The sequence below is a fragment of the Arthrobacter sp. AG1021 genome, from assembly GCF_003633665.1.
GTDB lineage: Bacteria > Actinomycetota > Actinomycetes > Actinomycetales > Micrococcaceae > Glutamicibacter > Glutamicibacter soli.
In genome coordinates this window covers 43,307-63,356 of the sequence record NZ_RBLB01000007.1, presented here as the reverse complement: position 1 = coordinate 63,356, position 20,050 = coordinate 43,307, and the positions used below count along the sequence as shown (strand labels likewise).

At 63.9% G+C, this 20,050-nt stretch carries 20 protein-coding genes; 19 read left to right on the top strand and 1 reads right to left on the bottom strand.

Going from position 1 to position 20,050, the window contains the following annotated elements; all coding sequences use genetic code 11:
• Positions 1–15 precede the first annotated feature (15 nt).
• Complete coding sequence (locus DFO58_RS05775) at positions 16–1,203, bottom strand: heparan-alpha-glucosaminide N-acetyltransferase domain-containing protein (RefSeq protein ID WP_120989618.1); 1,188 nt, start codon at positions 1,201–1,203, stop codon at positions 16–18.
• Positions 1,204–1,270: 67 nt separating this feature from the next.
• Here DFO58_RS05775 and dapA point away from each other — a divergent pair, with 67 nt between their 5' ends.
• The 19 genes from dapA to miaA all read left to right on the top strand — a co-directional run bounded on the left by dapA (position 1,271) and on the right by miaA (position 20,031).
• Complete coding sequence (gene dapA / locus DFO58_RS05770) at positions 1,271–2,182, top strand: 4-hydroxy-tetrahydrodipicolinate synthase (protein ID WP_120989616.1); 912 nt, start codon at positions 1,271–1,273, stop codon at positions 2,180–2,182.
• 19 nt (positions 2,183–2,201) lie between these two features.
• A complete protein-coding gene (locus DFO58_RS05765; protein WP_047121141.1) occupies positions 2,202–3,908 on the top strand; it encodes a ribonuclease J in 1,707 nt (568 codons plus the stop codon).
• A 249-nt stretch (positions 3,909–4,157) separates the two neighbouring features.
• Positions 4,158–4,892: a hypothetical protein gene (locus DFO58_RS05760; protein WP_147407194.1), complete on the top strand. Its 735-nt coding sequence runs from the start codon at positions 4,158–4,160 to the stop codon at positions 4,890–4,892.
• A gap of 187 nt (positions 4,893–5,079) precedes the next feature.
• Positions 5,080–5,577: a hypothetical protein gene (locus DFO58_RS05755; protein WP_120989612.1), complete on the top strand. Its 498-nt coding sequence runs from the start codon at positions 5,080–5,082 to the stop codon at positions 5,575–5,577.
• Positions 5,578–5,623: 46 nt separating this feature from the next.
• Positions 5,624–6,106, top strand: a complete 483-nt coding sequence (locus DFO58_RS05750) for a hypothetical protein (RefSeq protein WP_147407193.1) — start codon at positions 5,624–5,626, stop codon at positions 6,104–6,106.
• A gap of 162 nt (positions 6,107–6,268) precedes the next feature.
• A complete protein-coding gene (locus DFO58_RS05745; RefSeq protein WP_120989608.1) occupies positions 6,269–6,673 on the top strand; it encodes a TM2 domain-containing protein in 405 nt (134 codons plus the stop codon).
• Positions 6,674–6,910: 237 nt separating this feature from the next.
• Positions 6,911–7,744: an ATP-binding cassette domain-containing protein gene (locus tag DFO58_RS05740; RefSeq protein WP_120989606.1), complete on the top strand. Its 834-nt coding sequence runs from the start codon at positions 6,911–6,913 to the stop codon at positions 7,742–7,744.
• Positions 7,741–8,448 carry an ABC transporter permease gene (locus tag DFO58_RS05735; protein WP_120989604.1) on the top strand — a complete coding sequence of 236 codons (708 nt, stop codon included), beginning with the start codon at positions 7,741–7,743 and terminating at the stop codon, positions 8,446–8,448. The genes DFO58_RS05740 and DFO58_RS05735 overlap by 4 nt, the downstream gene beginning before the upstream one ends.
• The gene (locus DFO58_RS05730; protein WP_120989602.1) at positions 8,445–9,188 is read left to right on the top strand and encodes an ABC transporter permease subunit; all 744 of its coding nucleotides are present in this window, start codon (positions 8,445–8,447) and stop codon (positions 9,186–9,188) included. The genes DFO58_RS05735 and DFO58_RS05730 overlap by 4 nt, the downstream gene beginning before the upstream one ends.
• Entirely contained in the window at positions 9,185–10,096 is a 912-nt protein-coding gene (locus DFO58_RS05725; protein ID WP_113606594.1) for an ABC transporter substrate-binding protein, read from the top strand. Before DFO58_RS05730 ends, DFO58_RS05725 begins: the two co-directional genes overlap by 4 nt.
• Positions 10,097–10,195: 99 nt before the next feature.
• On the top strand, positions 10,196–13,222 hold the full coding sequence (locus DFO58_RS05720; protein ID WP_120989600.1) for a DNA translocase FtsK: 3,027 nt from the start codon (positions 10,196–10,198) through the stop codon (positions 13,220–13,222).
• 5 nt (positions 13,223–13,227) lie between these two features.
• Entirely contained in the window at positions 13,228–13,836 is a 609-nt protein-coding gene (gene pgsA, locus DFO58_RS05715) for a CDP-diacylglycerol--glycerol-3-phosphate 3-phosphatidyltransferase (protein WP_053797708.1), read from the top strand.
• 79 nt (positions 13,837–13,915) lie between these two features.
• Positions 13,916–14,398, top strand: coding sequence for a CinA family protein (locus tag DFO58_RS05710; protein ID WP_053797709.1), 483 nt, complete (start codon positions 13,916–13,918; stop codon positions 14,396–14,398).
• A 195-nt stretch (positions 14,399–14,593) separates the two neighbouring features.
• Positions 14,594–15,007, top strand: a complete 414-nt coding sequence (locus tag DFO58_RS05705) for a helix-turn-helix transcriptional regulator (RefSeq protein WP_047121151.1) — start codon at positions 14,594–14,596, stop codon at positions 15,005–15,007.
• A 62-nt stretch (positions 15,008–15,069) separates the two neighbouring features.
• The gene (locus tag DFO58_RS05700) at positions 15,070–15,333 is read left to right on the top strand and encodes a DUF3046 domain-containing protein (RefSeq protein ID WP_202605637.1); all 264 of its coding nucleotides are present in this window, start codon (positions 15,070–15,072) and stop codon (positions 15,331–15,333) included.
• Between the two features lie 233 nt (positions 15,334–15,566).
• On the top strand, positions 15,567–16,619 hold the full coding sequence (gene recA, locus DFO58_RS05695) for a recombinase RecA (RefSeq protein WP_047121153.1): 1,053 nt from the start codon (positions 15,567–15,569) through the stop codon (positions 16,617–16,619).
• 59 nt (positions 16,620–16,678) lie between these two features.
• A complete protein-coding gene (locus DFO58_RS05690) occupies positions 16,679–17,515 on the top strand; it encodes a regulatory protein RecX (protein WP_120989598.1) in 837 nt (278 codons plus the stop codon).
• Between the two features lie 64 nt (positions 17,516–17,579).
• Positions 17,580–19,109, top strand: a complete 1,530-nt coding sequence (gene miaB, locus DFO58_RS05685; protein WP_053797712.1) for a tRNA (N6-isopentenyl adenosine(37)-C2)-methylthiotransferase MiaB — start codon at positions 17,580–17,582, stop codon at positions 19,107–19,109.
• A 4-nt stretch (positions 19,110–19,113) separates the two neighbouring features.
• Positions 19,114–20,031: a tRNA (adenosine(37)-N6)-dimethylallyltransferase MiaA gene (gene miaA / locus DFO58_RS05680; RefSeq protein ID WP_047121218.1), complete on the top strand. Its 918-nt coding sequence runs from the start codon at positions 19,114–19,116 to the stop codon at positions 20,029–20,031.
• Positions 20,032–20,050 lie beyond the last annotated feature (19 nt).

The window sequence follows — 20,050 nt, the reverse complement described above, 5'->3', positions numbered from 1 at the left end:
GCCGGCGCCACCGGCTCAGCGGGACGGCGGGGCCGAAGCGCCCCTGCCGGGTGGCTCGGAGTCGGCGCCGCTCAGGACCCGCACCACGTATTCCAGAGGGCCGGTGGACTTGGTGAATCCGAGCCAGAGCCCCAGCGCCGCGGTAGCCGCGCACAGGATCCACCAGATCGCCATCGGCGGCAGGTAGTCCTGCATCAGGGGCAGGACCAGAATATGCCCCGCGTACAGCGTCAACGGGGCCCGTCCCGCCCCGGCAAGGAACCAGCCCACCAGGCCCAGCAACGGAACGACCAGCTGCATCAGGCCGATCGCCGTGACGGCGCAGGCGGCCGCATGGAGGGTGAAGACCAGTGAGGTGCTGTGCGCGGTGGGCAGCCAGATGTAGGAGGGGTCCGCCAACAACGGATCCAGGCTGACTCGCGGCAGACGGCCGGCGGCCACCAGTGCGCCCACGTCGTCCAGGGGGATCCGTACGGCGGCTGCGATCTGCTCGGTAAACCGGCTCGTAGCCGCCCAGCCGAGCGCGAGCGTCGTAAGGGCCGCCGCCGCCCCGCCTGCGGAGAGCTTTGCGGCGGTCGCCGGCGAAGCCAGGCACGTGCGCCCCAGCGCGATGCCCAGCAGCCCGAATCCGACCCAGACCATCAGCGGGTAGTAGCCGGTGACTAAGATGTCCTTGAGCAGCAGCCCTGGGGTGAGCAGGTCGAGAAAGGTCGGGTTGTGCCCGAGCGTCTGGCCCTCCCAGGCGTGCGCCAAGGGCCGCCACAGTATAGGCATGATCAGCAGCCATAGGGCTGAGACTACCCAAATTGTTGTTCTTGAGAGCCTCAGGGCCAGAGGAAGCAACAGGAAAAGTAGGCCATAGTGAACCAAAATGACCGCAATGCCTTCATTTGACGGTCCAATCAGCATTCCGAGCACGGGAATAATTGATGCTCTCAGGGCAAGGACTGAGTAAACCTTGGGGTTGGAAAAGCCCCTGCGCGCTAGCGAACGCGTCAGCAGCGTCAGCGAAACTCCGGCCAAAACCATGAACAAAACCGAAGCCCGCCCCGCGGCTACAGCCCCGGTAAACGTAGGGGAGTAGGCTCCTTCGGGCCCCCTTTCGTACAGGCTGAAAATGTGGGCCGCGAACATGCCGAGGATGGCGGCAAGACGTGCCGCATCCACCCCCAGCAGCCGTGACGGTTTGCTCGATTGGTCCATGGAGTTATCGCATCACGGAATTGTCGGAAGATGCCATCGCAACATGCGCGAGTGTAGATTTAATCCCATGGCTACAAGTGCAATTGATAATCAGGCGTTCCCCTTTGGCACGGTGCTGACCGCGATGGTCACGCCCTTCACCGACGCTGGTGAGGTCGATTATGAAATGGCCGCCAAGCTGGCCGCCAAGCTCGTGGACGATGGCTGCGACGGCCTGGTCGTCACCGGCACCACCGGCGAGACCTCGACCCTGACCGACGAGGAAAACGTGGGCCTGTTCCGCGCAGTAGTCGCGGCCGTCGGAGACCGCGCCGCGGTGCTCGCCGGATCCACCACGAACGACACCCGCCACTCCATCGCACTGTCGCTGGCCGCCAAGGAAACCGGCGTTGACGGCATCCTGGTCACCACCCCGTACTACAACAAGCCGAGCCAGGCAGGTGTCATCGCCCACGTGAAGGCGATCGCCGACGCCGTGGAACTGCCCATCATGCTCTACGACATCCCCGGCCGGGCCGGCATCTCGCTGGCCCCGCAGACGATCATCGAACTGGCGAAGATCCCGCAGGTGATCGCGTTGAAGGACGCCAAGGCCGATTACCAGTCCACCACCACCGTGCTGGCCAAGACCAACCTGCATGTGTACTCGGGCGACGACGGGCTGACCCTGCCGCTCATGGCCGCGGGCGCCGTCGGCGTGGTTTCGGTCTCCGCTCACGTCGCGGCCGCCAAATACCGTACGCTGGTTAATGCAATGCATGCCGGGGATCTGGCCACTGCACGCGCTACACACTTCGAGCTGGACCCGATCCAGCGCGGCATCATGAGCCACATCCAGGGCGCGGTCGCCGCAAAATATGGACTTCACTGGCAGGGTGTCCTGCCGAACACCGTCGTCCGACTGCCGCTGCTGGCACCGTCGGACGCAGAACTCGATGCCATCCGCGCGGACCTACGTGAAGGCGGATGGGATCTGTAACGAAAGGGTATAACCGCATATGACTGAGAGTTCAGTAGGAAAGGCCGATTCTGCGCGCATGCAGACCCCGGCCAAGGTGAAGAAGGGGACCATGCGCATCGTCCCCCTCGGAGGCTTGGGCGAAGTCGGCCGAAACATGACAGTGTTCGAGCTCGACGGCAAGCTGTTGATCGTGGACTGCGGCGTGCTCTTCCCCGAGGAGCACCAGCCTGGCGTGGATCTGATCCTGCCGGACTTCTCATACATCAAGGACCGCCTGGACGACGTGGTGGGCCTCGTGCTCACCCACGGCCATGAGGACCACATCGGTGCGGTGCCGTACCTGCTGCGCCTTCGCGAAGACATCCCGCTGTACGGGTCCAAGCTGACCCTGGCCTTCGTCGAAGCCAAGCTGGCCGAGCACCGCATCAAGGCCAACAGCAACATCGTGGTGGAGGGCGAGATCGCCCAGGTCGGCAACTTCGAATGCGAATTCGTCGCGGTCAACCACTCCATCCCGGACGCCCTGGCGGTCTTCCTGCGCACCGAGGCCGGCACCGTGCTGCACACCGGCGACTTCAAGATGGATCAGCTGCCGCTGGACGGCCGCATCACCGATCTGCGCCACTTCGCCCGCCTCGGGGAGGAAGGCGTGGACCTGTTCCTGCCGGACTCCACCAACGCGGAGGTGCCGGGCTTCACCGTCGCCGAACGCGAAATCGGCCCGGTGCTCGAAGCCAAGTTCGCCCGCGCCCGCCGCCGCATCATTGTCGCTTCCTTCTCCTCGCACGTGCACCGCGTGCAGCAGGTGCTGGACGCCGCGGCCATGCACGGACGCAAGGTGGCCTTCATCGGCCGCTCGATGGTGCGCAACATGGGCATCGCCGAACGCCTGGGCTACCTGGACATCCCGCCGGGCGTACTGGTCGACCTGAAGCAGATCGACCAGCTGCCGGACCACAAGGTCGTGCTGATGTCCACCGGCTCGCAGGGTGAGCCGATGGCCGCGCTCTCGCGCATGGCCAACGGCGAGCACAAGGTGCAGATCAACCCGGGCGACACCGTGATCCTGGCTTCCAGCCTGATCCCGGGCAACGAGAACTCGGTCTTCCGCGTGATCAACGGCCTGATGCGCTTGGGCGCCGAGGTCATCCACAAGGGCATGGCCAAGGTCCACGTCTCCGGGCACGCCTCGGCCGGCGAGCTGCTGTACTGCTACAACATCCTGCGCCCGAAGAACGTGCTGCCGGTGCACGGCGAAACCCGCCACCTGATCGCCAACGGCCGCCTGGCCGCGCAGTCGGGTGTGCCGGAGGAGAACGTGCTGCTGGCCGAGGACGGCTCGGTCATCGACCTCAAGGACGGCGTGGCCAAGCTCGTCGGCCAGGTCGAATGCGGATACGTCTACGTTGACGGCTCCAAGGTCGGCACCATCACCGACGACGACCTGAAGGACCGCGTCACCCTGGGCGAGGAGGGCTTCATCTCGGTCATCACCGTGATCAACCGCCAGAACGGCACCATCATCTCCGGCCCGGACATCCACGCCCGCGGCGTGGCCGAAGAGGACTCGGTCTTCAACGAGATCAAGCCGAAGATCGCCGCCGCGATCGTGGAGGCGGTTGCGAACAACCCGAACCACACCACGCACCAGCTGCAGCAGATCACGCGCCGCGTGATCGGCTCGTGGGTTTCGCGCAAGCTGCGCCGCCGCCCGATGATCGTACCTGTGGTGCTCGAAGCCTAGGCTTCTGGAACACCGAACCGCGGAACCCTGCCCCCGGGCGGGGTTCCGCTGTTTAACCCTGCGTTGTGCGATCCGCGGGTCTCCCGGTCCGTCGCGCGGCAAGGGCCGCACCCCAACGATTTATTCGTGATGTCGAGCCAGGGCGAAATATTCCGGCGAAAACCAGTAAAAATGTCCGATGCCTCCCATATGCTTTGTTGAGCTCGATGTCGCAACGGCATCGCACTCACACGCATTCTGGGGGACCTCATGAGGAAAACTGCACTATCACGCGCCATGGGCGCGCTGGCAACGATGGGCCTGGTCGGGGCCCTCACCGTGGCCGCGGCTCCGGCGCAGGCCAGCGAACGCCCGATCGACATCACCGGCTATTCGGTGTCGTCGATCACCGTCGGGGACTCGAGCTGCCGCAATATTCCGGTGTCTGCCAGCACCAAGATCAAAGGCGACTACGTCGATTCCTATGGGATTATCGACGTCACGCGAAACGGCGGTGTGGTTGATGCCTTGTGGATGGAGGGACGTCGCGTATCGGACAGGGCCTCTGTCTGCCCGAGCCTTTACGGCTTGGGTGCCTACAAGGTTGGACCGGCTGACATCTTCGCCGAGTACGACTACTGGGATTCGTACTTCGGCGAATACTTCTCCGACTACAGCGATTACACCGACTACAGCAGCAAGACGTTCTATGTGCGTGGCAAGACCAAGAGCACGCTGAAAGCGACCCGCTCGGGCAGCAAGGTCACCTTGACGGCCACGGCACAGGTTTATTCGCCGGAGAAGTACCGCTACGCCCAGTACAACGGCAAGAAGGCCAAGTTCCAGGTGAAGTCGGGCAACACCTGGAAGACCTTGAAGACCGTTGACCTCAAGAAGGGCGCGGCGAGGATTACCGTGAAGCAGTCGAAGAAGAAGAGCTACAGGCTGACGATTCCGACAGCAACATGGGCCGCGCCCACCACAACCAAGACCGTGACCAAGTAGTCTTATCCGCGATGCCGTAGCGGACCGGTTGCTCAGAAGCCTGCATCGTCCCGCCAGCCAGGGGAAGATGCAGGCTTTGCGCCGTCCGCAGGCCTCGTCGAGTCGAATCTGAGCAGGTTTGCGGAACAAGGCGTCATCTCCGGATTCCTCGGCGTCGACCGCGAAGCCCCCGGGCTAGGATTGGCCTATGATCCGTCAACGAGCACGCGACCTCGGCACCATGGGCAAACGGCTGTTCTGGACAGCCGCGGGCCTCGGGGTGCTGTCCGGAACGATTTCCGTCGCCGCTTGGTGGGGACCCCAATTCATCGGGACAGCACCGGAGGAGATGCTTGATGGCGGCTACCTCCTGGATCTGGCATTGGTGGTGCTTCCGGCCGCGATGCTCTGCGGCTTGGCGCTGGGAATACTCTCGTGGTCTGCGACCTATGCGGCCTTGGGAATCCTCGAAGCCCGACGCCCGGAAGCGACGGTACTTCAGCAAGCAGCCGCCGGTGGCATGGGCTCAATGGCCGGCGGGCTGATTCCCGCAGTGCTGATCTTCTCAACCGTTCTCAGCGAGGAACCAAATCTAGGATTCGTCTACGCCATCACCTTCGGCCTGCTGGCGTGGTGCTTCATCTTGGCCTTCGGAACCCTGCTGGTGTTGAACCGCACGGATGCCAGCCAAGGGCCCGCGACATGACAGCCCGTACCAGCATATTATTTGCCCAACCAAAGATTCTGCCCACGTGTCACACGCTCCCGCACCGGAAGTTCAACGGATTTCGCTTCGCTTGCTGGCCGGAACGGTGCTTGTCGGCGCAGCGCTCGGCGCTTTGCTGGTAATACTGAACCACCGGGGTCTACTGGTCGAAACGTTGACAACCGCGGGACGGCTGACGGATTCGTTCGCCATAGCTTTCGGCGCACTGGCCAACGGAGCCATGCTCGGTGCCGGCGCCGGGCTGATTCCCGGGTTGGGCGCCCTCGCTGGAATGGTGCTCCAGGCTCGTCGCCGGAATCCGGGCAGTGCGGCAACCCCGCGGGGTGCGGCGGCCACCGGGGCCGTGGCGACCATGCTTGTTTCCGGCGCCGGATTGCTGCTTCTCTTGCCGGGCGCACCTGCAGGGTGCTGGATCTGGAGTGCGGCAGGGTACCTCGCACTGTCCGTGTCAAGCGTTTGGATGATCACTCCAAGGTTGTCCGGACGCAATGCCGAATCAGCGGCCTGAGAGGCCAACCCGTTGTGAATCCATGCGTAGTTGGTAGGAGATGCCGCTATTCACTAGTGTGGATCCCGAGGAATCTCTAGATCAGATGTGCTTAAACATTGGTCTCCCATCCTCATCGAGGCCAGCGCCTCACCACCATCAACCGCATCGCGAGGATTCTTCATGTCAGTTCCGCCAAACCCGCCGAATTACTACGCCAACTCCACCAGCTCGTATCCGTCCAACCCTTACGAGCAGCACAACAACGGTGAAGGCCACAAGAGCTTCATTGCAACGTGGCTGCTCTCGTGGTTCCTCGGAGGTCTGGGCATCGACCGCTTCTACCTCGGGAAGATCGGCACCGGAATCCTCAAGCTGATCACCCTCGGCGGTTTCGGCATCTGGCTCATCGTGGACATCATCTTGATCCTTGCCGGCGGCATGCGCGACAAGTACGGCTACCGTCTGGCCGGGTACGAAAAGCACAAGAAGACCGCATGGATCATTTCGATCATTCTGCTGGTCCTCGGAATTGGTTTCGGCAGCGTGAACGCCCCGGACTACCTCGATCAGTGGCAGTCCTTCTAAAGAGCTGTCGATGACCCCGTGAAATCTCGCAGAGAATTTCGCGGGGTCATTCTTTTGCGATCACTTATACGTTCCTGATCTGGGATGACAAACTGAACTAATGCTGAAGATTTGCGAGCGGGACTGTGCCGGAAGCCTCGGATTAGGCAGAATGGGGCAAATGAACGCCCTGACGAATCCCCTGAGGCCAGCGCCGCACCGTGCGCTGCAGATCCAGGATGCGGACGGTGTCCGCCCATGATCGAATTCGACGCAGTCAGCAAGAGCTACCCGGGCGGCACCACGGCGGTCAGCGATTTCTCCCTCGAAGTGCCAGCGCACCGCACCACGGTGTTCGTCGGATCCTCCGGGTGCGGCAAGACGACGCTGCTGCGCATGGTCAACCGCATGGTCGAGCCCTCCGCCGGGAGCATCAGGATCGACGGGCAGGACATCGGCTCCGGGTCCCCGGTCCTGCTGCGCCGCAGCATCGGCTATGTCATGCAGAATGCCGGGCTGCTCCCGCATTTCACCGTCGCGGAGAACATCGCCACGGTACCCAGGCTCAAGGGAACTTCCCGCGGCAAGGCCCGCCACCGGGCACTTGAACTGATGGCGACGGTGGGACTGGATTCCGGCTTGGCCGACAGGTATCCGCACCAGCTCTCCGGCGGCCAGCAGCAGCGCGTCGGCGTCGCCCGGGCGTTGGCCCCGGAACCGAACATCCTGCTCATGGACGAGCCCTTCGGCGCGGTGGACCCGATCGTGCGCACCGAACTGCAGCAAGAGCTGCTGCGGCTGCAGCGGGAGCTGGGCAAAACGATCATCTTCGTCACCCACGACATCGACGAGGCGTTCCTGCTGGGGGACCAGGTGGTCATCCTCTCCGAGCAGGCCCGGAAGCTGCAGGTGGGAACCCCCAGCCAGATCATCGAATCGCCGGCCAACGATTTTGTCGCCTCGTTCATCGGGGCCGAACGCGGGCAGCGCGCCCTGCGCCTGAAGCAGACGCCTACCGGCACGGTGCTGGTGGACCCCCAGGGCAGGACCCAGGGACGCCTGATCGACGAGAACGACCTGGACCAGGCATGAACTGGATCCTGGAGAACCTCGACCTGATCGGGACGCTGGCCATGGAGCACCTGCGCCAAAGCCTGTGGGCGATCGCCGCCGGCTTCCTGGTCTCGCTGCCCCTGGGCTGGGCCGCCTGGCGCTACAAGGCGCTACGCGGACTGGTGGTGACCGGCACCGGCCTGCTCTACACCATCCCCTCGCTGGCGCTGCTCATGATCCTGCCGGTCGTCACCGGAATGAGCGCCATCAGCGAAGCGAACCTCATCGTGGCGCTGACCATCTACGCGCTGGCCATCATGGTCCGCTGCGTGGTGGACGGCCTGGACTCGGTTGATCCGCAGACCCGCTCGGCCGCCACGGCCATGGGCTACGGCCCCGGCCGGCGCTTCGCCGCGGTGGAGCTTCCGCTGGCCGGCCCGGTGATCCTCGCCGGGCTGCGCGTCACCTCGGTCAGCACCATCTCGCTGGCCACCGTGGGCATCCTGGTCGGCGTGACCAACCTGGGTTACTTGTTCACCAACGGCCTGCAGCGGCGCATCATCCCCGAGGTGCTCGCCGGCGTCCTCGCGGTGGCGCTGATCGCGCTGATCATCGACTTGCTGCTGGTGCTGGCCGGGCGCTGGCTCATGCCATGGACCGCCGCGCAGCCGCGGCGCGCACGGCGCGCACGCCGCGCACGCCGCGCACGGAACCGCGCCCCGCAGGCAGTGGGCACCCGATGAACCTGCTGCGCGAAGCCTTCACCTGGCTCACCGACCCCGCCCAGTGGAGCGGGCCGAACTCGCTGCTGCTCCTGCTCGGACAGCACCTGATGTACACGGCGCTCGCCGTCGCGATCGCCGCGGTCATCGCCATCCCCGCCGGCTGGGCCATCGGCCATACCGGACGCGGCCGCGAAATCGCGGTGGCTGTCTCCGGGCTGGCCCGAGCCGTTCCCTCCTTCGGACTGCTGATCCTGCTGGTGCTGCTGGCCGGGGTGCTGCACAAGCCGGAAGCCGCGGTCATCACCTTCGTGCTGCTCGCCATCCCGTCCATCCTGGCCGGCGCCTATACCGGGCTTGAATCCATCGACCGCAAAACCATCGACGCCGCCCGCGCCATGGGCATGACCGAACGCGAGATCCTGGCCAAGGTCGAGATTCCCTTGGGCCTGCCGCTGCTGGTGGGCGGCCTGCGTTCGGCCATCTTGCAGGTGGCAGCCACCGTCACCATCGCCGCCTACGTCAACCTCGGGGGTCTGGGCCTGCCGATCATCACCGGCCTGAACCTCAGGCGCTACGACATGGTGCTCGGCGGCGCGCTCATGGTCGCGGCGCTCGCGCTCATCCTGGAGCTGCTAATGGCCCTGGTCCAAAAGATGTCGGTTCCCCGCGGGCTGCGCAGCACCCGTGCCGGGGACCGCGACAACGGAAACACCCTTGAGTTACAGATAGATCGCCCCGTTGAAAGGACGCGAACATGAAGTTCCCAATGCACAAGGCCCGGGCGGCCTCGGTCCTGGCGCTGGCCGGAATGCTGGCGCTGGCCGGATGCGGTTCCAGCGATCCGCTGGCCAACGAGCCAAGCGCCGGAGCCTCCGGGGAATCGGACAAGAGCGTGGTCGTTGGCTCGCAGGCGTACTACTCGAATGAGATCATCGCGGAGATCTACGCCCAGGCGCTGGAGAAGGCAGGTTTCACCGTGGAACGGAAGTTCAACATCGGGCAGCGCGATGCGTACATGCCGCAGCTGGAGAACGGCAGCATCGACATCATGCCCGAATACACCGGCAACCTGTTGCAGTATTTCGAGCCGAAAACCTCAGCCCGCGCGTCGGAAGACGTGTATGACGAGCTCGGCAAGGCGCTGCCCGACTCCCTGGCGGTGCTGGACCAGGCCCAGGCCTCGGACCAGGATTCGTACACGGTCACCGAGAAGTTCGCCAAGGACAACAGCGTCTCGTCGATCGAGGATCTGGCCAAGGTGTCGCAGAAGCTCACTCTCGGAGGTCCGCCGGAGCTGGCCGAGCGGCCTTACGGTCCGAAGGGCCTGAGCAAGACGTACGGAGTCGACGTGGCATTCTCGGCCACGGGAGACACCACCGTGGAAGACCTGAACGCCGGAACGGTGAACGTGGCCAACGTGTTCACCGCCGACCCGCGGATCAAGACGGACAAGCTGGTGGTCCTGGACGACCCGAAGGCGCTGTTCCTCGCCTCCAACGTGGTCCCGGTGGTCGAAGCCGACAAGTCCGAAGAGCTCGCGGCAGTGATCAACCCGATCAGCGCCAAGCTCTCCGCCGAGGAACTGGTCAACCTGAATGTCCAGAGCACCGTGGACCAGAAGTCCGCGCAGGACATTGCCAGCGCGTGGTTGGGTAGCAACGGCTGAGCCTGCCTGACGGGGCGTGATTATTCTCTAGCGCCGGGGGAGCACCGGGTTCACGTGTAAATTCGGTGCGTTCCCAGCGGAGGGCGATACCCTAGAATCATGGCCCCACGTACCCAGTCTCAGGGGGCGAAGAAGCCAACGACGCGTAAACCCAAGGCGTCCGGCACCTCGTCCTCCAAGAAACCCACCGAAAATCCGGAACAGGAACTGCCCCTGCCGCTGCGCATGATCCGCAGCGTGTGGATGGGCATCGCCCGGATCTTCGGTGGCGCCTTCCGACGCATCGGCGGCACCGTCAAGCCCGAGTACGAGCTGCGGCGCGACGGCACGGGACTCTTCCTCGCCCTGATCGCCATCGTCGTGGCGATCATCGAATGGTGGGGGCTGCGCGACGCGGGCTGGTTCGGAACCGGAGTGCACGCGGTGGTCGGCGGCACGCTCGGCTTCATGGCCGTGCTGCTGCCGATCATCCTCTTCGTGGGCGCCTTCCGCCTGTTCCGCTACCCGGAGGCGGTGACCGAGAACAACCGCATCGGCATCGGCCTGCTGATCATGACGCTGTCCGGGTCCTCCATCGCTTCGCTGGCCAATGGCTCGCCGGCGGTGTCCGAGGACTTCGACGTGCTCTGGAATGCCGGCGGCATGGCCGGTTCCATCCTGGGCACCCCGCTGGGTCTGCTGATTTCGGTCCCCGGAGCCATGGCCGTCTTCATCTTCCTGGTGTTCATGTCGCTGCTGATCGTCACGGCCACCCCGATCACCCAGATCCCGACGCGCATCCGCGCCGGCTACAACCGGCTTCTGGGCCAGGACCCCGATGCCGAACGCCCGGCCCGCGCTTCATCGCACGCTGGCGCCCGCGGCGGCGAGCTGAACGCCGAGACCGAGGACCACGACCAGTCCTACCTCTACCCGCAGGAAGAGGAAACTCAGGCGCCGAAGAAAAAGAAGCCCGGCTTCTTCGAGCGCCGCGCCGCGGCCCGCAAGGTCACCGAGGTCTACGACGTGGACGGCCACGAGGACTCCGAGCGCAGCGGCGACGTCGCCTACGACAAGGCGGTCATCGACGAGGACTCGGCCGAGCCGGCCGAAGCCGCCACCACCTCGCTGCCAGCGGTCCACCGCAACCGCTCCTCGGAGGTCTTCGACGCCGACGAGGCGGCCACCCAGGCCTTCTCGCGGGAGCAGCTGGCCTCTGAGCACCCGACCGTCGCGCACCGCGCGGTGGACATCGAACCGGACCAGGACGCCCAGCCGGATCCGCAGACCCCGCCTCCGGGCGTGAAGCGCCCGACAAAGGCCGAGGCCGAGATGGCCCAGATCATGGAGAGCATCGGGCTGAAGGCCGAGCCTGAAGCCGCCACCAGCGCCATGGACCAGGTCTCCTCGCGCGCTGCCGGGCTCTCCGGCACCCCGCAGCCGCCCATCCCTGCGCGCACCGAGCAGCTGCAGCTTTCCGGGGACATCACCTACACCCTGCCCTCGGCAGACTTCCTGCCGCCGGGCCCTCCGGCCAAGGAAGCCTCCGAAGCCAACCAGGTCGTGGTCGACGCGCTGACCAACACCCTGCAGCAGTTCAAGGTCGACGCCCAGGTCACCGGGTTCTCCCGCGGGCCGACGGTGACCCGCTACGAGATCGAGCTGTCCCCGGGCACCAAGGTGGAGAAGGTCACCGCGCTGTCCAAGAACATCTCCTACGCGGTGGCCTCCTCCGACGTGCGCATCCTGTCCCCGATCCCGGGCAAGTCCGCCATCGGCATCGAGATCCCGAATACCGACAAGGAAGTTGTGGCTCTGGGCGACGTGCTGCGCAGCCAGAATGCGCGCAAGACCGAGCACCCGATGGTCATGGGCGTGGGCAAGGACGTCGAAGGCGGGTTCGTCGTGGCGAACCTGGCCAAGATGCCGCACCTTCTGGTGGCAGGCGCCACAGGTGCGGGCAAGTCCTCGTTCGTGAACTCCATGATCACCTCGATCCTGATGCGCTCCACCCCTGACCAGGTCCGCATGGTCATGGTGGACCCCAAGCGCGTGGAGCTGACCGCCTACGAGGGCGTGCCGCACCTGATCACCCCGATCATCACCAACCCGAAGAAGGCTGCCGAGGCGCTGGGCTGGGTCGTGCGCGAGATGGACACCCGCTACGACGACCTGGCCAACTTCGGCTTCAAGCACATCGACGACTTCAACAAGGCGGTCAAGGCCGGCAAGGTGCACCCGCCCGAGGGTTCCAAGCGCGTGCTCAAGCCCTACCCGTACCTGCTGGTGATTGTCGACGAGCTCGCCGACTTGATGATGGTCGCCCCGCGCGACGTCGAGGACTCGATCGTCCGCATCACCCAGCTGGCCCGCGCCGCCGGCATCCACCTGGTGCTGGCCACCCAGCGCCCGTCCGTGGACGTGGTCACCGGCCTGATCAAGGCCAACGTGCCATCGCGCATGGCGTTCGCGACCTCCTCGGTCACCGACTCCCGCGTGGTGCTCGACCAGCCGGGCGCGGAGAAGCTGCTGGGCCAGGGCGACGCCCTGTTCCTGCCCATGGGCACCTCCAAGCCGATGCGCGTGCAGGGCGCCTGGGTCACCGAGTCGGAGATCCACCGCGTGGTGGAGCACGTCAAGGCCCAGCTGCAGCCCGAATACCGCGACGACGTCATGCCGGTCGCGGAAAAGAAGAAGATCGACGAGGACATCGGAGACGATCTGGAGCTGCTGCTGCAGGCCACCGAATTGGTGGTCACCAGCCAGTTCGGTTCCACCTCGATGCTGCAGCGCAAGCTGCGTGTGGGCTTCGCCAAGGCCGGCCGCCTGATGGACCTGATGGAGTCGCGCGGCGTAGTGGGCCCGTCGGAGGGCTCCAAGGCCCGCGACGTGCTCATCAAGCCGGACGATCTGCCGATGGTGCTGGCCGCCATGCGTGGCGACGATCCGTCCAGCACGCAGGCCACCGCCGCCGAGCAGGCGCTGGTGGACGAGGCGAATGTGAACCACGCGGATCCGGTGGCAGAATATGCCGAGGACCTGGTTGCCAAGGACCTGGATGACCGGCCGCAGGCCGTCGACTACTTCGACGGCTCCGACGACGAGGGCTCCGGCGAGGACGCCTGGGACCTGACAGGGAGAAACTGACCCGAATGAGTGAGCAAGCTTCGCACGAGCCGCCGAATCCGGTGCCGACGTTGAACATCGCCAACGTGCTGACCACGATCCGCATCATCATGGTTCCGTTCTTCATCTGGGCGCTGTTTGCGGACGACAGCACCCAGGGCACCTGGCGCTGGGTGGCGCTGGCCATCTTCGTGGTGGCCATGTACACCGACAAGCTGGATGGCGACCTGGCCCGCAGCCGCGGGCTGATCACCAATTTCGGCAAGATCGCCGACCCGATTGCGGACAAGCTGCTCACCGGCTCGGCGCTGGTCTGCCTGTCCATCCTGGCCGAGCTCCCATGGTGGGTCACCGTGACCATCCTGGTGCGCGAATGGGGCATCACCCTGCTGCGCGTGGTGGTCATCCGCTACGGCGTGATCGCCGCGAACATGGGTGGAAAGATCAAGACCGTGCTGCAGGCTGTGGTCATCGGGCTGTACCTGCTGCCGCTGACCCATACCGTCGGCTGGCTGCACGCGGTGGCCTGGGCCCTGATGCTGCTGACCGTGGCGGTAACCGTGGTGACTGGTGTCGAGTACATCTTCAAGGCCATCGCCCTGCGCAGCGCGTACAAGAAGAACGCACAGAACTAGCGCATTCCGGCAACCGACGAGCATCGGTGCGCATCGGGGACATTCCGGTGCGCACCATCCATATCCAGGGGAGTGACACATGAGGCACCAGGCACCAGCGGTGATTTCCATGGCCAGCGAGCACAAGCTCCAGCTTGCCACCGCCGAATCACTGACCGCCGGGCTGATCGCTGCCACCTTGGCCGAGGTGCCGGGCGCCTCTGCGGTGCTGCGCGGCGGGGTGGTCAGCTACTCCAGCGACGTCAAGGCCTCGGTGCTGGGCGTGGACCAGAAGCTGCTGGCGGAAAAGGGATCCGTTGATCCCGAGGTAGCACGCCAGATGGCAGTGGGAGCCCAGCGAGCATGCGGGGCGGATCTTGCCGTTTCGGCCACTGGTGTCGCCGGCCCCGAACCGCATGACGGCAAATCCGTGGGCACCGTGTACATCGGCTGGGCGTCCGGAAGCGAGTCCGGAGCCAGGGAGCACCATTTTGTGGGGGACCGCGCGCAGATCCGCGAGCAGAGCACCAACGCAGCCATCAACCAGCTGGCTGCCATATTGGGTAAAGCTTCTTCACAGTAAAGAGCGGAATACTACTTTTCCCGGGAATTTCCGCAATGAATCATCGATTTGTGGCGTACGTCGCAAATTTATGATTAGGGTGATAGCACGGGAACAAATTCGAATGACATGCCGTTGTACGAATTGTAGGGCCGCAAGGACGGCCCCCGTTATGAACAGATCTTCGAGATGGACCTAGGAGCAAAGGCTAAATTTATGGTCAAGCAACCCGTCACAGTCAATGGTGTTGTCCGTTGGCGCGATATGGGAGAAGCCCATATGGTCCAGCCCGTGAAGGAGGAGCACAAAATGGTAGTACTCCGTCATGAAATCGGTGACGTCCTGCGAGACGTCCGCCAGCGCCAGGGCCGAACCCTCCGCGAGGTTTCCCATAGCGCCCGTGTCTCATTGGGCTACCTGTCGGAAGTCGAGCGTGGACAGAAGGAAGCTTCCTCCGAGCTGCTCTCCTCCATCTGCTCCGCACTGGAGATTCCGCTCTCGCTCATGCTGCGCGAAGTATCCGAGCGCGTCGCACTGGCCGAAGGCATCGCGATCCCGGACACCGTTCCAACCGATATGGCCAACGAGTTCGCTGCAACCCGCAACGACAAGCCGCTGGCTTCGGTCTAAGCTTCACCGCTACTTACCAGGCCTCGGTAGGTGGGTGGTCCGACGGGCGAGGGCCCACGCAAATGCGTGGGCCCTCGCCTCATTCGTGGGAGGATATTCCAGTGAGACTTAGCGACTTCTGGCGGAACATGGAGAACGAATTCGGCCAGCGATATTCCCATGTTCTGGCCGATACCATGGCACTGTCCGAATTGGACAGCCTGACAGCGAGCGATGCCCTGAAGAAAGGCATCAAGCCGAAGCAGGTGTGGGAAGCGTTGTGCCGTGCGCAGGATGTGCCGGTGGACCGCTGGCTTGGTGTAGATATCGAGCCCAAGCAGTCCTAGGCAACGGCGGGCAGCTTCGAGTATTCGAAACATCCACATTGATTTTCGAACATCTATTCGGATAGAATCGTTTGTGAACGAGGCGGAACACGCCCGCGAAAACTTAAACTCTGAGTTTGTCCACACTTACCGGATCCACGGGTCCAAAGTGTCGGTAGGCGCTCATACTGTCTAATGCAGGACAAGAAATCGTGAGCAGGTCGATTGATGGCTTGCATGAGCAAAGGTGAACCATGGCAGCAAATAATGATCGGGAAAAGGCACTTGAGTCTGTCCTGGGCCAGATCGACAAGGCCTTCGGCAAGGGCTCGGTCATGCGCCTGGGTGATGAAACCCGCGCTCCCATTGAAGTAATTCCTACCGGTTCGGTTGCGCTGGACGTGGCTCTGGGCATTGGCGGACTTCCGCGCGGTCGTGTCGTGGAGATCTACGGTCCTGAATCCTCCGGTAAGACCACCGTTGCACTGCACGCCGTGGCAAGCGCCCAGCGCAACGGCGGCATTGCAGCATTCATCGATGCTGAACACGCTTTGGATCCCGAATACGCCAAGAAGCTTGGCGTGGACACCGACGCCCTGCTGGTTTCCCAGCCGGACACCGGTGAGCAGGCTCTGGAAATCATGGATATGCTTGTCGGCTCCGGCGCGCTGGACATCATCGTCATCGACTCCGTGGCCGCTCTGGTGCCGCGTGCGGAAATTGAAGGCGAAATGGGTGACAGCCACGTGGGTCTGCAGGCCCGACTGATGTCCCAGGCGCTGCGCAAGATCACCGGCCGCCTCTCGGCTTCGAAGACCACCGCGATCTTCATCAACCAGCTTCGCGAGAAGATCGGTGTCTTCTTCGGCAGCCCGGAAACCACCACCGGTGGCAAGGCCCTGAAATTCTACGCTTCGGTTCGCATCGATATCCGCCGTATTGAAACCCTCAAGGAGGGAACCAACCCGGTCGGCAACCGCACCCGTGCCAAGATCGTGAAGAACAAGATGGCGCCTCCATTCAAGCAGGCCGAATTCGACATCCTGTACGGTCACGGCATTTCCCGCGAGGGCTCGCTCATCGACATGGGTGTTGAGCACAACCTGGTCAAGAAGTCCGGCGCTTGGTTCACCTACGACGGCGACCAGCTGGGCCAGGGCAAGGAAAACGCCCGCCGCTTCCTGCGCGACAACCCGGATCTGGCTACCGAACTGGAGCGCCAGATCCTGCAGAAGCTCGGCGTCTTGCCAGCAGAAGAAGTGGAAGAAGACGAGACAGAACTGCGAGTCGTCGAGGGCGATCAGTAGTGAGCTCAGGCTTCAAACGACGTAGCGTTCGATCCGGATTCAATTCCGGGTCGGACGCTATGTCCGTTTCCAATGAATTTCAGGGAGACCTGGAAGACATGCCCGAGTGGGCCCGGCCAGACCCGGCCGAGCCAGAAGCGTCCCAACCGGCGAAGCCGGGCACCGGCGAAGCCGGCGCAAGGAAGGCTTCCTCCGACACGTTGGCACCAACCAACCGCCGGATCATCGCCAGCCTCCCGGCACAGGAAAAGAAGAAGCCGGAAAGCGTCGATGAACTGCGTGCGGCGATGTACGAAATTCTTTCGGCTCCGGCTCCGGCGGCGCCCACCAAGAAAGAGCGCAAGGATGCCCGCGAGGCCAGGCGCGCGGCGCGTGAGTCAGGGGAAACCGGCGAACTCAGCGACGACCAATGGCGTGAAAAAGCCCGCGGGATCCTGCTGCGGCAACTGACGGCCAGCGACAAAACCGCGAAACAGCTCAAGGACAAGCTCCTTGACAAGGACTGTCCCGAAGAGATCGCCGATGAGGTGATCGAGCGCTACGCAGAAATCAACCTCGTTGACGACGAACGTTTTGCCAAGACGTGGGTCGCCGCAAGGGCTCGTTCCCGTGGACTGGCGCGCGGCGCGATCAAACGTGAGCTGCGCACCAAGGGCGTCGACGACGAAACCGCAGCCGAAGCGCTGGAACAGATCGACGACGAAACCGAAGAGCAGCGCGCACGGGAACTGGTCCGCGTCAAACTGCGGCCAGAATCAATGGGAGCGGACCGGGACAGGGCGCTGCGGCGCCTGGTCGGCATGCTGGGGCGCAAGGGCTATAACGGCGGCATGGCTTTCAAGGTGGCCCGCGAAGAATGGGATGAACGCTTCGGACGGCACGAGGGGCAATACTGAGGATCGTCGCGCGCCGAGGATTGCCTTCGTTTCAGGGTCCCGGCGGATTCGGTAACCTTATAAGGTGAGCGAGCAACAACCGATTTCCAGCCCCCAGTCCGAAGACCTTCCGCGCACGTACGAAGTGCGCACCTTCGGCTGCCAGATGAACGTCCACGACTCCGAGCGGCTCTCCGGCCTGCTTGAAGATGCCGGGCTTGCGCGGAAGCCGGAAGATTTGACTGAAGAGGTCGCAGACGTCGTGGTGTTCAACACCTGCGCCGTGCGTGAAAACGCTGACAACAAGCTGTATGGCAACCTCGGCATCCTGAAGGGGGTCAAGGAATCCCGACCAGGAATGCAGATCGCTGTCGGCGGCTGCCTGGCGCAGAAAGACCGCGACACCATTCTCAAGAAGGCCCCTTGGGTTGATGTGGTTTTCGGAACCCATAACATCGGCTCGCTGCCGGCACTTCTGAACCGGTCCCAGCACAACAAGAAGGCCGAACTGGAGATCCTCGAATCCCTCGACGTCTTTCCATCGACGCTGCCCACCCGCCGGGAGTCCGTCTACGCAGGCTGGGTGTCGATCTCGGTTGGCTGCAACAACACCTGTACGTTCTGCATTGTTCCTTCCCTGCGCGGCAAGGAACGCGACCGTCGGCCGGGGGAGATCCTTGCCGAAATCCAGGCACTTGTCGACGACGGCGCCATCGAAGTGACGCTGCTGGGCCAGAACGTGAACTCCTACGGCGTCGAATTCGGCGACCGTCTGGCCTTTGGCAAGCTGCTGCGCGCCTGCGGTGAAATCGAAGGCCTTGAACGCGTGCGTTTCACCAGCCCGCACCCGGCGGCATTCACCGACGACGTCATCGAAGCCATGGCCGAAACTTCGAATGTCATGCCGCAGCTGCACATGCCGCTGCAGTCCGGATCGGACCGCGTGCTCAAGCAGATGCGCCGTTCCTACCGTTCAAAGAAATTCCTCGGAATCCTGGACAAGGTGCGCGAGCGCATCCCGCATGCGGCGATCACCACCGACATCATCGTCGGGTTCCCCGGAGAGACCGAAGAAGACTTCCAGGCCACCTTGGACGTCGTGGAAGCTTCACGTTTTGCCTCGGCATTCACCTTCCAGTACTCCCAGCGCCCGGGCACGCCGGCGGCGACCATGGACGAGCAACTGCCCAAGGCCGTTGTCCAGGAACGCTACGAGCGACTGACTGCACTGCAGGACCGGATTGCCAAGGAGGAAAACGCCAAGCAGTTGGGACGCACCGTCGAGGTCATGGTCACCGAGCATGCCGGTCGCAAGGCTGAAACGACCCATCGGCTCTCCGGCCGTTCGCAGGATCAGCGCCTCGTGCACTTCTCGGTTCCCGAGGGCGCCCAGACGCCGCGCCCCGGCGACCTGGTCACCTTGCCGATCACCGAAGTAGCCGCCTTCCACCTGGTTTCTGACCCGACCGCGGAGCAATACCAGTTGCGCCGTTCACGGGCAGGGGATGCCTGGGACCGCTCGCAGGCCGACAGCTGCGGCGTGCCGGCTCCCGGCGCCAGCAGCGAGCCGGGACGCACCAACTTGGGGATGCCGACCCTGAAGGTGCGCAGCTAGCTTGATGGAAGCCACGCACCTTCCGGTCATTGCCGTGGTCGGTCCGACCGGAACCGGCAAATCGGATTTGGCCATCGCCCTGGCCCAGAACTTGAATGGCGAGATCGTCAATTCCGACGCGCTGCAGTTCTACCGGGGCATGGACATCGGTACCGCCAAACTCGCCGTCGACGAGCGAGGCGGAATCGAACACCACCTCATGGACATCATGTCCGTACGGGAAGAGGCATCCGTCGCAACCTTCCAGGCTCAGGCCCGCGAACGCTTCGAGGCGATCCGGGCCAAGGGCAAGGTGCCCGTCATGGTCGGCGGATCCGGACTGTACGTTCGTGCCGCGCTGGACGTCATCGACTTCCCGCCAACCGATCCACAGGTGCGGGCACGGCTCGAAGCCGAGGTCAAAGCCCATGGAGACGGAGAGGTGCGGCGCCGTCTGGCGGAGGTGGATCCGGTCTCCGCGGCGAGGAACCTCGACCAGCGGCGCGCCATCCGCGCCCTGGAGGTCTACGAAATCTCCGGCCGGGCGTTCAGCTCCTATATGCCCCAGCGCCAGTACTTCCAGCCTGCAGTCCAGATCGGACTAAATTACGAGCGCTCCGCGTTGCATGAAGCATTGGAAGCCCGGGTCCATAAAATGGATTCCAAGGGGCTGGCCCAGGAAGTCGCAGGACTGCTGGATTCGGGACTGCGCGAAGGCAAGACCGCTTCGCGGGCCATCGGCTATCAGCAGTACATCGATTTCCTGGACGGGAAGATCGAACGTGCCGAGGCCATAGAGCAGACCGTGGTCGCCACCCGGAAGTTCGCCCGCCGCCAGATCACCTGGTTCAATGCGGACGAACGCGTCTCCTGGCTCGACCCGACCAAGCCCGGTCTGCTCGACCAGGCGCTGGAGCTGGTGGCCCGGACCCAGCGGAACTGACGCAACTAGCGAACGAAGC

Excerpts from the sequence above, each read along its gene's own strand:
- DFO58_RS05775 (WP_120989618.1), bottom strand. The coding sequence starts at position 1,203 with ATGGACCAATCGAGCAAACCGTCACGGCTGCTGGGGGTGGATGCGGCA.
- dapA (WP_120989616.1), top strand. The coding sequence starts at position 1,271 with ATGGCTACAAGTGCAATTGATAATCAGGCGTTCCCCTTTGGCACGGTG.
- DFO58_RS05765 (WP_047121141.1), top strand. The coding sequence starts at position 2,202 with ATGACTGAGAGTTCAGTAGGAAAGGCCGATTCTGCGCGCATGCAGACC.
- DFO58_RS05760 (WP_147407194.1), top strand. The coding sequence starts at position 4,158 with ATGAGGAAAACTGCACTATCACGCGCCATGGGCGCGCTGGCAACGATG.
- DFO58_RS05755 (WP_120989612.1), top strand. The coding sequence starts at position 5,080 with ATGATCCGTCAACGAGCACGCGACCTCGGCACCATGGGCAAACGGCTG.
- DFO58_RS05745 (WP_120989608.1), top strand. The coding sequence starts at position 6,269 with ATGTCAGTTCCGCCAAACCCGCCGAATTACTACGCCAACTCCACCAGC.
- DFO58_RS05740 (WP_120989606.1), top strand. The coding sequence starts at position 6,911 with ATGATCGAATTCGACGCAGTCAGCAAGAGCTACCCGGGCGGCACCACG.
- DFO58_RS05735 (WP_120989604.1), top strand. The coding sequence starts at position 7,741 with ATGAACTGGATCCTGGAGAACCTCGACCTGATCGGGACGCTGGCCATG.
- DFO58_RS05730 (WP_120989602.1), top strand. The coding sequence starts at position 8,445 with ATGAACCTGCTGCGCGAAGCCTTCACCTGGCTCACCGACCCCGCCCAG.
- DFO58_RS05725 (WP_113606594.1), top strand. The coding sequence starts at position 9,185 with ATGAAGTTCCCAATGCACAAGGCCCGGGCGGCCTCGGTCCTGGCGCTG.
- DFO58_RS05720 (WP_120989600.1), top strand. The coding sequence starts at position 10,196 with ATGGCCCCACGTACCCAGTCTCAGGGGGCGAAGAAGCCAACGACGCGT.
- pgsA (WP_053797708.1), top strand. The coding sequence starts at position 13,228 with ATGAGTGAGCAAGCTTCGCACGAGCCGCCGAATCCGGTGCCGACGTTG.
- DFO58_RS05710 (WP_053797709.1), top strand. The coding sequence starts at position 13,916 with ATGAGGCACCAGGCACCAGCGGTGATTTCCATGGCCAGCGAGCACAAG.
- DFO58_RS05705 (WP_047121151.1), top strand. The coding sequence starts at position 14,594 with ATGGTCAAGCAACCCGTCACAGTCAATGGTGTTGTCCGTTGGCGCGAT.
- DFO58_RS05700 (WP_202605637.1), top strand. The coding sequence starts at position 15,070 with ATGCGTGGGCCCTCGCCTCATTCGTGGGAGGATATTCCAGTGAGACTT.
- recA (WP_047121153.1), top strand. The coding sequence starts at position 15,567 with ATGGCAGCAAATAATGATCGGGAAAAGGCACTTGAGTCTGTCCTGGGC.
- DFO58_RS05690 (WP_120989598.1), top strand. The coding sequence starts at position 16,679 with ATGTCCGTTTCCAATGAATTTCAGGGAGACCTGGAAGACATGCCCGAG.
- miaA (WP_047121218.1), top strand. The coding sequence starts at position 19,114 with ATGGAAGCCACGCACCTTCCGGTCATTGCCGTGGTCGGTCCGACCGGA.